The organism is Pectobacterium quasiaquaticum (assembly GCF_014946775.2).
Classification (GTDB): Bacteria; Pseudomonadota; Gammaproteobacteria; order Enterobacterales; family Enterobacteriaceae; genus Pectobacterium; species Pectobacterium aquaticum.
Genome location: NZ_CP065177.1, coordinates 1110226 through 1123607, shown reverse-complemented (window position 1 = coordinate 1123607; position 13382 = coordinate 1110226). Strand labels below are relative to the sequence as shown.

9 protein-coding genes are annotated in these 13382 nt (G+C 55.2%); 4 read left to right on the top strand and 5 right to left on the bottom strand.

Going from position 1 to position 13382, the window contains the following annotated elements:
• Positions 1-108 precede the first annotated feature (108 nt).
• The gene (dgt, locus tag IG609_RS05180) at positions 109-1620 is read right to left on the bottom strand and encodes a dGTPase (RefSeq protein ID WP_193397713.1); all 1512 of its coding nucleotides are present in this window, start codon (positions 1618-1620) and stop codon (positions 109-111) included.
• Between the two features lie 246 nt (positions 1621-1866).
• Here dgt and mtnN point away from each other — a divergent pair, with 246 nt between their 5' ends.
• Entirely contained in the window at positions 1867-2565 is a 699-nt protein-coding gene (gene mtnN, locus IG609_RS05175; RefSeq protein WP_193397714.1) for a 5'-methylthioadenosine/S-adenosylhomocysteine nucleosidase, read from the top strand.
• Between the two features lie 2 nt (positions 2566-2567).
• Positions 2568-3398: a vitamin B12 ABC transporter substrate-binding protein BtuF gene (gene btuF / locus IG609_RS05170; RefSeq protein ID WP_193397715.1), complete on the top strand. Its 831-nt coding sequence runs from the start codon at positions 2568-2570 to the stop codon at positions 3396-3398.
• A gap of 560 nt (positions 3399-3958) precedes the next feature.
• Here the strand turns inward: btuF and erpA are convergent.
• Positions 3959-4306: an iron-sulfur cluster insertion protein ErpA gene (erpA, locus tag IG609_RS05165; RefSeq protein WP_005969047.1), complete on the bottom strand. Its 348-nt coding sequence runs from the start codon at positions 4304-4306 to the stop codon at positions 3959-3961.
• 267 nt (positions 4307-4573) lie between these two features.
• On the opposite strand from erpA, the gene hemL reads away from it, so the two are divergent.
• On the top strand, positions 4574-5854 hold the full coding sequence (gene hemL / locus IG609_RS05160) for a glutamate-1-semialdehyde 2,1-aminomutase (RefSeq protein WP_193397716.1): 1281 nt from the start codon (positions 4574-4576) through the stop codon (positions 5852-5854).
• 70 nt (positions 5855-5924) lie between these two features.
• Here the strand turns inward: hemL and IG609_RS05155 are convergent, their stop codons facing one another.
• Positions 5925-7385 carry an aminotransferase-like domain-containing protein gene (locus IG609_RS05155; protein ID WP_193397717.1) on the bottom strand — a complete coding sequence of 487 codons (1461 nt, stop codon included), beginning with the start codon at positions 7383-7385 and terminating at the stop codon, positions 5925-5927.
• A 135-nt stretch (positions 7386-7520) separates the two neighbouring features.
• Here IG609_RS05155 and IG609_RS05150 point away from each other — a divergent pair, with 135 nt between their 5' ends.
• A complete protein-coding gene (locus IG609_RS05150; protein ID WP_193397718.1) occupies positions 7521-8111 on the top strand; it encodes a LysE family translocator in 591 nt (196 codons plus the stop codon).
• Between the two features lie 138 nt (positions 8112-8249).
• Here the strand turns inward: IG609_RS05150 and mrcB are convergent, their stop codons facing one another.
• Both mrcB and hrpB read right to left on the bottom strand, forming a co-directional pair.
• The gene (mrcB, locus tag IG609_RS05145; RefSeq protein WP_193397719.1) at positions 8250-10730 is read right to left on the bottom strand and encodes a bifunctional glycosyl transferase/transpeptidase; all 2481 of its coding nucleotides are present in this window, start codon (positions 10728-10730) and stop codon (positions 8250-8252) included.
• A 102-nt stretch (positions 10731-10832) separates the two neighbouring features.
• Positions 10833-13295 (bottom strand): ATP-dependent helicase HrpB, encoded by a 2463-nt coding sequence (gene hrpB, locus IG609_RS05140; RefSeq protein ID WP_193400199.1) that lies wholly within the window; start codon positions 13293-13295, stop codon positions 10833-10835.
• Positions 13296-13382 lie beyond the last annotated feature (87 nt).

Here is a 13382-nt window from a genome sequence, read left to right as displayed (position 1 = left end):
ATGAGATAAATATGGACCAACAAGGTTCCCGAGGGGAAGATCGTGAAGCGTAAGGAAATATTGAACGGCTTTACAAAAGTCGTGATTTCCATTGCGGCCTGTTCATCGCTAATCTGCCGCCATCAGCTTGCGGTATTCGTCGTAGGCGTACAAATCCGTCATACCGCTGATGTAATCCTGAATCAGGCGCGCCCGATAATAATATTCACGGATGACGCGCTCGGTTTCGGGTAATCCTTCCAGCTCAGCAACCGCTTCGCAATAGGCCAGACAGTGCTTGCTGGATAATTTGTGATAAAGCCGCGTTTCAATCGGATAGCGTTTGTGCGTATCGTCGCTAACAAGCTGGCTGAAATCCTGATAGGGCATCTCGAGCAGCGGGCTGTAAATATCCAGCAGGCCGCGAATTACGCGGTCGCCCTGTAGCTCCAACTGTTCAACTTCATGATGGTTAAAAACGTGCTTTAAGGCGACGCGTTTGAAAATGCCTAACAGGCGGTTCTGCGGGCTGTCGTCCTCAAGCAATGCCTGATTAAACGAACCGGCATAGACTTCCGGCAGGTTATCGATAAAACGCTTCGCGGCATGCGGCACCATCTGCGCCACGGTATTCACGCGAAGATTCATGAAGAACTGATCGTCGTGGCTGCGCCATTTTAAACGTTCACGTCCTTTGTAGGCATGTTCAATCGTTTTAGCGAAGATGTCTTTCTCTATTCCTGCGCCCCAATTTTCACGCAAAAGGTCGTAAAGTTCTTCGATCGTGAGAATATCTTTCTCGACGGCATCCTCTAAATCCGCGATACAGTACGAGACATCATCGGCCGCTTCCATAATGTAGCTCAGCGGATGACGGTGAAATTCGCCCATATCCAGCTCTTCACGCAGTTTAGCGACAAACGCTTCCTCTGCCAGATAGTAGCCCGGCTTCTTCATCAAATAATGGTAATCCGCCGGAAGCTCGCCGTGCCAATACGCAGGACGGGTGTATTTCAGAATGCAGGCCACCTGCCCGTAGGTCAGATTGAGCTTCAGCAACGTATGCACCAGCCGGATCGCCTGTGCATTGCCTTCAAAGTGACTCAGATCCTGTCGGATTTGCCCACGCAATTCGTCCAGCCCATCCTGCTGCATCCGCAGCGTAGGCACTCTACAGTCATCGACGCGTTCCGAGGATTCACTGTCCAGATAGTGGCTATCCAGTAATTTTCTGAACCATTGATTAATCGCCGATTCGCCAAAATGTCCAAACGGCGGATTGCCGATGTCATGCATCAGGCACGCCATTTCGACCAGACTTTCAAACGGTGTTTCTCTGTCGTTCAGACCCAGCGACGCTAGCCGCCCGTCAACTTTCAGGCGGTGCAAAATCTCTTTGGCGATATAGCGGCCAACCTGCTGAACTTCCATTGAATGGGTCAGACGAGAGCGGACGGCCGCATTACGTTCTAGCGGAAAGACCTGGGTTTTTTGCTGTAAGCGGCGGATAGCAGCGGAGTTAATAATACGCCCCCGATCGCTCTCAAACTGACGCACAATCGTATATTCATCCTCAGCCGTTTTAGGCCGGCTGAAATGGCGCTGAAAGCTCATTTTTTTGGCGAAATCGATATCAGACATACGGTTCTCCCTATCATCCCGCGACAGCACAATAATGGACATTCCATCTCATCCCGCTAGCCATGATAGACTAACATCAGCGATATACACCTAATGCTGGTCATTTAACGATCGAGATACACGGTGCGACCACAGGGGTGAGGCATCCCTGCGGGAACCTCACCCTGTGTTTCCCCTAAAATGGGACTTCAGTGACCAGCATTAGGTATACGCCTTCCATTTATAACAGAATTTGCGGGGAACCTTATGAAAGTCGGTATTATCGGCGCGATGGAACAAGAAGTAACGCTGCTGCGCGATCGGATTGAAAACCGTCAGACCTTCCAGCGTGCAGGTTGCGAAATCTACACCGGACAAATCAACGGCGTAGACGTCGCCCTGCTGAAATCCGGTATCGGCAAAGTTTCCGCCGCGCTGGGCACCACGCTGCTGCTGGAACACAGCAAGCCAGACGTGGTCATTAACACCGGTTCCGCTGGCGGACTGGCACCCACATTGAACGTCGGTGATATCGTGATTTCCGATGAAGTGCGCTACCACGATGCTGACGTCACGGCCTTTGGCTATGAGCCTGGCCAGATGGCGGGCTGCCCTGCCGCTTTCCCTGCCGATGAAAAACTCATCACACTGGCGCAGGAAGCAATTGCCGAGTTACAGCTGAACGCCGTGCGCGGCCTGGTTGTCAGCGGCGATGCCTTCATTAACGGCGCAGAGCCGTTAGCTCGTATCCGCACCACTTTCCCAAAGGCGATTGCCGTAGAAATGGAAGCGACTGCGATCGCCCATGTCTGCCACCAGTTCGCCGTCCCGTTTGTCGTTGTGCGCGCGATTTCTGATGTGGCCGATAAAGCCTCACACCTGAGTTTCGATGAGTTTCTGAGCGTTGCGGCACAGCAATCAACGCGGATGGTAGAAGCGATTCTGGCCAAGCTGGCCGCACGCTAATCGTGACAGTCAGGCTCCTCTGCTGGCTAACTGGGCTACTGCTCTGCACCGCCGCTTATGCTATTCCGCAGCGAGTGATCAGTCTCGCACCACACGCGACGGAAATGGCCTATGCGGCAGGCATGGGCGAACAACTGGTTGCGGTCAGCGCCTGGTCAGATTACCCGCCAGAAGCGAAAAAGCTGGAACAGGTAGCTTCCTGGCAGGGAATCAACCTGGAGCGGATCTTCGCCCTCAAACCCGATCTGATTCTGGCGTGGCGCGAGGGGAACCCGCAGCGGCCGCTGGAACAGCTCGCCAATTTCTCGATTCCTATCGTTTATCTGGATGCGAAGACGTTAGACGATATTCCGGCGTCACTACGACAGCTGGCGACCTACAGCCGCCATCCTGAGCAAGCCGAACGAGCCGCGACAGATTTTCAGCAGGAAATAGGTGAGCTCCGGCACTCTGGCAAGGCACCTCACGCCGCACCAGTGCGGGTATTCATTCAATTTGGCACTCAACCGCTGTTTACTTCTTCGCAAGCAACGCTGCAAAGCCAGATCGTTTCACTGTGCGGCGCCGAAAATGTCTTTAGCGACAGCCCCGTGCCCTGGCCGCAGGTCAGCCGTGAACAGGTGTTAAGACGCCAGCCGCAGGCCATTATTGTCGGTGGTGCGCCAGAGAGGATTTCCAACGTGCAGGCGTTTTGGCAGCCGCAGTTAGCGGCTCCGGTTATTACCGTCAATGAAGACTGGTTTAGCCGCAGCGGCCCTCGTTTGCTATTGGCAGCCCAGCAAATTTGTTCTCAATTAGCAGAGTTAAGACCCACGCTTTCGTCAGCCAAGTGATTGTTAATTAACACCATGAAACCATTCCGCTGACAATAGCTTCGTTAGTATTTATGGCGGTCTGTAGCACGGCATATGCAGGGTGTCAGGGCGGACAAATTAACGCTCAACGGACGATACTACCGGCGTGCGGCGTAACGCCTCAGTCCGGTCAATATCAAATGAAATGTAACGTAGCCTCTGTACCACAACCTAAAATTACTGAGTCACGTATTCATATCGATCAGGCAAAATTTTCGACCTCTGCGGCAAAATCGCACAGGGTACGGAAACGCGTCTGATTACGGTCGAATGGTAATCACAGTAAAAACACGAGGCGTATTCTTTTAATTAACGCGTCTTGTGACAGATTGCTTGTTTACTATGCCCTAAATAATTCGAGTTGCATGAAGGCGGCAACCGAGCGAATCCCCAGGAGCTTACACAGGTAAGTGACTGGGGTGAGTAAGGGCAGCCAACGCACAAGCAGCTTGAAGTATGACGGGCATATAAAAAAACCGTGTCTTGTTGCCGAGACACGGTTTTTATTTTTTTAGTCGGTGAATAACCGCAAAGCAGGATCAGACGCTGAAAGAGGAGCCACAGCCGCAGGTGGATTTCGCATTCGGATTCGTGACGATGAAACGAGAACCTTCCAGCCCTTCGGTATAGTCCACCGCACCGCCAACCAGATATTGCAGGCTCATCGGATCAACCACCAGCGCCACACCTTGTTTCTCAATGGTCATATCGCCGTCGTTGATTTGATCATCAAAGGTAAAACCATACTGGAAACCGCTACAGCCGCCGCCCGTGATGTATACACGCAGTTTCAGCTCTGGGTTTTCTTCATCAGCAATCAGGTTTTTCACCTTGCTTGCCGCCGCATCGGTAAATTGCAGAGGCAGTGCTGCTATATCATCGCTCATATTTTTACTCCCAACTCAGGGTTTATCAGGTGATAGACCCATATTCATACGCTTATTATCCGGCAGTATGCGAAAACGTTCAAGATTTGACAGCTACTGTTGAAATAATCGCCGCATTATGCCGCCTCCTCTCCCCCACAGCCAGTACTCTCTATGGGTATGGCGCGGTCTGTTTTCAAGTGAAAACCCGCACAGCGATTTCATAACGGCGGTCAGTTCATTAGAATACCCCTACATTTTACGATCAAGACCAGTCAGGACCGCGTAATGAACAAATCTGAAAGCCTGTATGCTGCGGCGCAGCAACTTATTCCCGGCGGTGTGAACTCACCCGTTCGTGCTTTTAACGGCGTTGGCGGTACTCCGCTGTTCATCGAACGGGCTGATGGCGCTTATCTCTATGACGCTGACGAGCAAGCGTACATTGATTACGTGGGCTCGTGGGGCCCGATGGTGCTGGGGCACAATCACCCGGCAATCCGTGATGCGGTGATCGCGGCAGCAGAACGCGGCCTGAGCTTTGGCGCACCGACAGAAATGGAAGTGCAGATGGCGCGTCTGGTCACCTCGTTGGTGCCGAGCATGGATATGGTGCGGATGGTCAACTCCGGTACAGAAGCCACCATGAGTGCGATCCGTCTGGCGCGTGGTTACACCGGCCGCGACAAAATCATCAAATTTGAAGGCTGCTACCACGGCCACGCCGACTGCCTGCTGGTGAAAGCCGGCTCTGGCGCGCTGACGCTGGGCCAACCTAATTCCCCCGGCGTTCCAGCCGATTTCGCCCGCCACACGCTGACCTGTGTCTATAACGATTTGTCATCTGTTCGCGCCGCGTTTGAACAATATCCTGACGAGATCGCCGCGATCATTGTCGAACCGGTTGCGGGCAACATGAACTGCGTTCCACCGCTACCAGATTTCCTTCCCGGCCTGCGTGCTCTGTGCGACGAGTTTGGTGCCCTGTTCATCATCGATGAAGTGATGACCGGTTTCCGTGTGGCGTTGGCAGGTGCACAGTCACACTACGGCGTAGTGCCAGATCTGACCTGTCTGGGGAAAATCATCGGCGGCGGCATGCCAGTCGGCGCATTCGGCGGTAAGCGTGAAGTCATGCAGGCGCTGGCACCGACCGGCCCGGTTTATCAGGCGGGAACGCTGTCCGGTAACCCGATTGCCATGGCCGCAGGCTTTGCCTGTTTAACCGAAGTCGCGAAACCCGGCGTACATGAAAAGCTCACCGCGTTGACCAATCAGCTGGCCGATGGCCTGCTGGCTGCCGCGAAAGCCGAAAATATTCCGCTGGTGGTGAATCAGGCAGGCGGCATGTTCGGCCTGTTCTTCACGGATGCGGAGAGCGTCACCTGCTATCAGGATGTGATGAAGTGTGACGTCGAGCGCTTTAAGCTGTTCTTCCACATGATGCTGGAAGAAGGAATTTACCTCGCGCCGTCCGCATTTGAAGCGGGCTTTATGTCGCTGGCACACACGCCACAGGACATCGATCGCACTATAGAAGCCGCACAGCTCTGCTTCTCACGATTGTAAAAGCCAACTGAATACACGACGACGGCGTCACTCACTGGCGCCGTCATTTCAGCGCAAACCAGACGCACCATTAATCCCCATTCCCCGGCTCGATACCACTCATCTCACAGGCCAGCGCCCCCGCGCGCTTAAGCGCATAGGTGTAGCGTTCATCAAACGGGTAGCAGCACGATAGCCGAAGCGCATGTTTACAGCGACCGCTCAGCGTGTAAAGTTCGCCGGGCGTGACGCAAATCCGCTCTTGCAGCAGGCGATGGAATAACTCAACACCATCCACACCACCCGGTAACTCCAGCCAGAAAACAAAACCGCCCTGCGGCTGCGTCGCGCGTGTTCCCTGCGGAAAATGTCGGGCAATCAACCCACGCGCTTCATCCATCTGCGCGGCATAGCGGCGACGCAACGTACGCAGATGGTGATCGTAACCGCCGGACTCCAGAAACTGCGCCAGCGTTTCCGATAGCAGCGCCGATTCCGCCATTGACGAGACTGCTTTCAGCCGCGCCACTTTGGCACGGAAACGGCCCGATGCCATCCAGCCGATGCGGAAATCGGGTGCCAGCGTTTTCGTGAAGCTGGAGCAGTAAATCACCCAGCCGTCACGGTCGAAGGCTTTCACCGTCGGCGACAGCGGCCAGGTAAACTGAAGTTCGCTGTATAACCCATCCTCGATCAGCGGAACCTTATAGTCGTTCACCAGCTTTGCCAGCCGCTTTTTATCCGCCAGCGTCATGCTGCATCCCAACGGATTCTGCGCGTTCGGCATGGCAATAATCGCCTGTAATCGCTGCTCTGACAGCAGCAGTTCCAACGCATCCAGCGCAAGACCACGTTGCGGATCGGTGGGAATCTCCAGCGTTTTCAATCCCAGACTGGCAAGCAGAGGAAAGAGATAAAAATAGGTTGGCGTCTCCAGCCCCACACAGTCGCCCGGCTGCGTGACCGTACGTAGCGCCAACTGTAACGCTTCCATACAGCCGTGGGTGATCGTGATGTCCTCGCGGGTCAATGTCATACCCAAATCCATCGCCCGCCGCGCCACTTCGCGCCGCAGCCGTTCACTGCCCGGCGGCAGCGCATAGCGACCAATCAGGTCGGGCTGTCGCCGTAGCAAGGAAGCGGCAATACGGCTGATCTTTTCGGTCGGATAGAAATCGGCATGCTGCGGGCACGCCAGAGAAATATTGATGTAATCTGGGTGCGTCTGAGCAGCAAAAACGGTATCAATCAGATCCAGTTGCTCACTGCCCGGCACAATCACCTGCGCACGGTGGGGCTTGCTCTCCGTCAGCGACGGCAGACGCCCCCGCACAAAGTAGCCGGACTGCGGTCGTGCTTCGATCAATCCGCGATCTTCGAGAATGCGCCAGGCATTCAACACCGTATTCACACTGACCTGATGCGAACCGGCAACGCGGCGAATAGAAGGCAGACGGCTTCCCGGCGCTAACGTTCCTTGATGAATCGCCGTGGCGAAGGTTTCCGCGAGCTGTTGATAGAGCGTACTTTCTTGTGAGTCGATAATGGACACAGTTCCCCCGCCAGCCGATGAGTACAGTTAACGATTAATACATTTTGTACCCATAACAATAGTCATTTTGTGTATCTGTAACCATTTCTTTTTTCTGCCTACCATAGTGTTTTCCCTCATCATCAGGATAACACCATGCTCGACCCTTCTTTTTTCAGCTACGTCACCGTCATGTCCATCACGCCGGGACCCAATAATCTGCTGCTGGCAACCTCAGGCGTCAATTTTGGCCTGCGTCGTACGTTACCGATGATGATGGGCATTTCCGTTGGCTGCGGGATACAAACGGCGCTGATGGGCGTAGCCTTGGAACTTCTGCTGAGCTGGATGAGTATGATTCGCCTCCCGCTCACTGTGCTGGGGTGCGTCTATCTGCTGTGGCTATCGTGGAAAATCGTGCGCTCATCGGCACCGGAATTACAGGGGCGAGTACAGCCGATGACCGTACTGCAAGGGACGCTATTTCAGGCGGTAAATCCGAAAGCCTGGCTGATGTCCAGCAACATCGCGCTGCTTTATGCCGCCAGCGGCGGCCTTTTTACCACAGTAGTCGCCTTTATGGCGCTCAATCTGCCCTGTATTTTAGTCTGGGCACTACTCGGCGATCGCATCGGTAAACATCTTCAGGAACAGTGGAAACTGAAAGCCTTCAACGGCATCATGGCGCTTTCTCTGGTGCTCACCACCTTCTGGATGCTGGTCGAAGCTATTAACCTCTCCGGCTAATCACACGGCGTCGGCGGGCTTCCCTTCCCGCCGTGATCTCGAGGCTTTTGGCGGAAATTACGCCGAATAACGACAAAGCCCGTGATACCCCTGTCTTTGTCTATAAGAGACAATAGATTAACTGGGGGCTGTGAGAGATTATTGACCAAACATTTGTTTGATCCAGTCCGCGACACCTTCTCCGTTTTGCTGGTCTTGCTGCGCTGAAGGCTGCGGCTGGCTCGCCTGACACAGTGCCTGCGGATTGTCCGTCCAGACCGGCAGTACGCGCCCAGCGCTGCTGCCGTTACAGATAAAGTTACCGCTGGCATCCACCGTCATGGTCGTAATGCCTTCCGGCGGTGTCAGCATTAACGGCAGCGGCGTTTGGTTTTCCAGATAGCGACGATAAATCGTCAGCGCACCATTCGCCCCCGTCAGCTTTGCCGGGCCGTTGTTATCGCGCCCTACCCAGCTAATCGCCACTTCTTTACCGTCGATCCCCGCAAACCAACTGTCACGCAGGTCATTGGTAGTACCCGTTTTCGCCGCCAGATGATAATTTGGGAATTTCACCGCCAGGGAACGCGACGTACCGCGTTCGACAACCTGTTGCATGCCATACAGCGTCAGATAAGCCGCCTGCGCCGGAACCGCGCGTTCCGCCTGCGGGAAGCTCTGATACAGCACCGTACCGTCTTCCGCAATCACCGAACGCAGCGAGGAAAGCGGAGCGCGGTTGCCGCCGCTGGCGATCGTCTGGTATTCCTGCGCCACTTCCATCGGTGTCAGACTGATCGCACCCAGCAGCATCGCCGGTACAGGCTGAATCACGTTTTCTGGGATCCCTAAACGCTTCAACGTTTCCGTAATCTGATTCAGCCCCACGGCCATACCCAGATTGACGGTCGGCACGTTCAGCGAGTTCGCCAGCGCATCAACCAGCATGACGCGGCCACGGAACTCACGATCGTAGTTCTTCGGCTGCCATAGCTGTCCATTAGACTGTTTGATCGACAGCGGCTCATCCACCAGCTGGGTATTCAGACGATAGGTATCCGGCTGGCTCAGCGCGGTCAAATAAGTCGGCGGCTTCGCCAACGATCCGACAGGACGACGCGCCTGTAGCGCACGGTTAAACCCGGCGTACTGCGTTTGAGCACCGCCAACCATCGCGCGAACTTCGCCGCTGAAGCGATCGACAATCACCATCGCCGCTTCCAGATCGCTGACGTTACGACCAGCACGCAGTGCCGGAACCCCAACTTCCACCGCTTTTTCCGCCGCATCCTGCGAGACCGGATCGAGCGTGGTAAAGATCTTCACGCCGGATAAATCGTTAACCTTGTCGCCAAGCCGCTGTTGCAGTTCCTGACGTACCAGTTGCATAAACGCGGGCTGAGGACTGATGACGCCGCCTTTCGGCTGTACGCCCAGCGGACGTGCACTCAGCATGTTGTACAGATCGGCATCAATAACCTGCTGATTCTGCAACAGACGCAGCACCAGATTGCGTCGCTCTAACGTAATCTGTGGGTTACGCCACGGGTTATACAACGATGCCCCTTTCACCATGCCCACCAGCAGTGCCTGCTGATCGAGGCTCAGTTCATTCACCGGACGACCAAAATAATACAAGCTGGCAAGCGGAAAACCACGGATCTGATCGTTACCGCTCTGACCGAGATACACTTCGTTCAGATACAGCTCAAGGATACGATCCTTGCTGTAGCGATAATCCATGATCAGCGCCATATAGGCTTCGTTAGCTTTACGCCACAGCGAACGCTCGTTAGTCAGGAACAGGTTCTTAACCAACTGCTGCGTCAGCGTACTGCCGCCCTGAACTGCGCGCCCCGCCGTGATGTTCGCTAAGAACGCACGACCAATTGAGTACAGGCTGATGCCATCGTGTTCATAAAAATGACGGTCTTCGGTCGCGACCAGCGTATCAACCAGCAGATCGGGGAAACCGGCACGCGGCACGAACAAACGCTGTTCGCCATTCGGCGACTGCATCATGGTGATCAGCTTCGGATCGAGGCGGAAAAAGCCGAAGTTACGCTGGTTGTCCAGATTCTGGATCTGCGACAAGCGATCGTTGGCAAACGTCAGGCGCGCCTGAATCTGCCCTTCTTTTCCATCGGGGAAATCAAACGGACGGCGCAGTATGTCGATGCTGTTGCCACGCACGCTGAATTCACCTGGGCGGGTAATGCGGCTCACCTGACGGTATTGCATACCTTCCAGCAGGCTGATCATCTCTTTCTGGCTATAGGCCATGCCCGGCTCAAGGTTGACCATGCGACCATAGACGGCGGCCGGCAACTGCCAGACTTTGCCTTCAATACGGCTGCGGATCTGGCTGTCGAGGTACACGCCATAGATCGCCATCGCCACGGAAAATATCAGGAACAGCTTGATCGCCAGCCCTAACCAGCGCTGTCTTCTCTGCGATTTACGCGTCATGGTGTCATCGATGTCGTCATCATCATTGTCGTCATAGTCGCCCCGATAATCGTCATAGCTTTCATCATCATAGTCGTCATCCCTACGGCGTCGTATGGCCTGCTTGCGTTCAGGCTTACGTTTTGGCGCTCTACTTTTGCGTCCGATAGGTTCGCGGTCATCCCCAGACATTACAATAACTTCTCCATCAGGTTGTTCACGGCTATCTGCTCTGCGCTCAAGCCGCCTACTCTGTTTCCAACTCCTTGTTTGGGAAAGCGGAAACATCTGAAATTAGTGATTCTGATATTTCTTGGTACGTCTCGTCGGAGCCGTATTCGCCGGATCGTCCGGCCAGACATGCTTGGGGTAACGCCCCTTCATCTCTTTTTGCACCTCGCGGTAGGTGCCTTGCCAGAATGCCGCGAGATCCTGCGTAATCTGTAGTGGTCGCTGTGCGGGTGATAAAAGTTCCAATACCAGCGCCACACGCCCTTCTGCCAGCTGCGGGCTCTGCTGCTCGCCAAACATTTCCTGCATTCGCACCGACAGCACGGGAGGCTTATCGTCATAATAGGCGATAGGCAAACGACTACCGCCGGGTGCCGTGTAGTGCGTGGGCAGCGCACTATCCAGCCGCTGGCGCAGCGGCCAGTCCAACAGTCGCAGCAGCGCATCGCTCAAATTAATCTGGTGCAGCGCCCGTAAATCACGCACGCCGACAAGTGACGGCTGTAGCCAGATTTCCAGCGTTGCCAGCAGCGTATCGTCATCCACCAGCGGCCAGTCAACCTCAGACAACCACTGGCGAGCGCACTGTAGCCGAGCGCGGAGCTGTAACGCCGCAGCGTCCCAGTTTAATGCTTCAATCCCCTGCTCCCGAATCCAGGATAACAGCGCCTGCTGTAGTGCTTCATCGGAAGGCTTATTCAACGGGCGCGTTCGTAGCGTCAGGCAGCCTATCTGGTCACGCTGGCTGGCGCGCAGAGTACCCTTTTCTTCGACCCAGTGCACCACGTTACGCTCATTTATTAATCCGGGTAGCCGCCGTTCCAGCCGTTCAATATCCAGCGGCAACGCCAGCAGGATCCGCGCATCCGCGTTCTGATTGTTTTGTGCTGATCGATCGTTCTGTAAGAGCGCCGGAGCCAGCAACCACTCCGTACCTGATAGCGCCTCATCAGCCGACATCATCGCACCGCTGCCGTTCGCAAGCTGGTAGCGCCCATCCTGACTGCGCCGCCGGGCGATGCGATCGGGGAAAGCTTGTGCCAGCAGCCAGTCGGCTTCTACGCTGTCAATGCGCCCCGGAGCCGTCGATAAACGGCGTGTCAGCTGTTTTGCTCGCCGCAGCCAGTGCGGCAATGGGCGATGCAGCCAGTCGGCCAGATTAATCGACCCGCTACGCGGCGGCTCTTCGAGGATCGCCGCCAGACATCCGGCGGTCGCCAGCGCATCTGAATTTTGCTGTGACGCGGCATATAACATCGTCGCCAAACGGGCATCGCTGCCTAACGCGGCTATTTTCCGACCCTCGGCAGTCAGCCGACCTTGTTCATCAGTAATACCAAGCTGGCACAGCAGTTGGCGTGCAGCATAAAGCGCAGGAGCTGGCGGGGTATCCAACCAGGTTAACTGCGTCACATCAGTGCAGCCCCACTGTAATAAATCCAGCCAGACGCTGCTTAAATCACTGTTCAATATCTCAGCTTCGCTTTGCGCCGCTGCGCGTTCTGCCTGTTCACGTGAGCACAGATGCCAGCAAATACCGGGGCTCAAACGTCCGGCACGTCCGGCGCGCTGCACCATCGATGCCTGACTGATTCGCTGCGTCACCAGTCGCGTGACGCCGCTTTTCACATCAAAGCTGGCTACACGCTCAAGGCCGCTATCCATCACCAGCCGGATCCCTTCAATCGTCAGGCTGGTTTCAGCAATATTGGTGGCTAACACCACCTTACGACGGCCCGGTTCCGCGGGCAGAATCGCCTTTTGCTGCTCCGCCAGCGTCAATGCACCATATAAAGGACAAAGATCTGTCTCGCTCGACACGCTATTTTCCAGCAGCGCCTGCACACGGCGAATCTCCGCGACGCCGGGTAAAAACAGCAGCAGCGAACCAGCTTCTTCACTGAGCAAACGCCGTACCTGTCGCGCAACGCCTTCTTCTAAACGCTCCTGATTATTCAGCGGCGCATAACACCGCTCAACTGGATAGCTGCGACCTTCGGAAACCACGCAGACGGCTTCCGGCAGCAGCGTCGCCAGCCGTGCATTGTCGAGCGTGGCGGACATAATCAGCAGTTTTAAGTCTTCACGCAGCCCTTGTTGCACATCGAGCAACAGCGCCAATGCCAAATCGGCCTGCACGCTGCGCTCGTGAAATTCATCAAGGATGATCAGCGCCACGCCTTGCAGTTCCGCATCTTGTTGCAGCAGGCGGGTCAGCATCCCTTCGGTGACGACTTCCAGCTTCGTTGCGTCACTCACGCGGCTTTCCGACCGCATGCGATAACCTATCGTCTGTCCCGGTTCCTCACCGAGCTGCTGCGCTAGCCGCCAGGCCACGCTTTTCGCCGCCAAACGACGCGGCTCCAGCATGATGATGCGCCCGTCCACATTGCCCTGTTGCAGCAATTGCAACGGCAGCCAGGTCGATTTCCCCGCCCCTGTTGGCGCATTAAGCAGCACCTGAGGCGCGGTATGTAGCGCCGTTATGACATCATCCAGCACGGCGCTGACGGGCGGTAAAATCACAGACATCTCCGTATAAAGTTAACTTTCAGCGGCGAGCATTGTAGCATCTGGATGAATGTAGCATCTGATGGAATCAGAACAGAGAGA

Excerpts from the sequence above, each read along its gene's own strand:
- mtnN (WP_193397714.1), top strand. The coding sequence starts at position 1,867 with ATGAAAGTCGGTATTATCGGCGCGATGGAACAAGAAGTAACGCTGCTG.
- mrcB (WP_193397719.1), bottom strand. The coding sequence starts at position 10,730 with ATGTCTGGGGATGACCGCGAACCTATCGGACGCAAAAGTAGAGCGCCA.
- hemL (WP_193397716.1), top strand. The coding sequence starts at position 4,574 with ATGAACAAATCTGAAAGCCTGTATGCTGCGGCGCAGCAACTTATTCCC.
- erpA (WP_005969047.1), bottom strand. The coding sequence starts at position 4,306 with ATGAGCGATGATATAGCAGCACTGCCTCTGCAATTTACCGATGCGGCG.
- dgt (WP_193397713.1), bottom strand. The coding sequence starts at position 1,620 with ATGTCTGATATCGATTTCGCCAAAAAAATGAGCTTTCAGCGCCATTTC.
- IG609_RS05150 (WP_193397718.1), top strand. The coding sequence starts at position 7,521 with ATGCTCGACCCTTCTTTTTTCAGCTACGTCACCGTCATGTCCATCACG.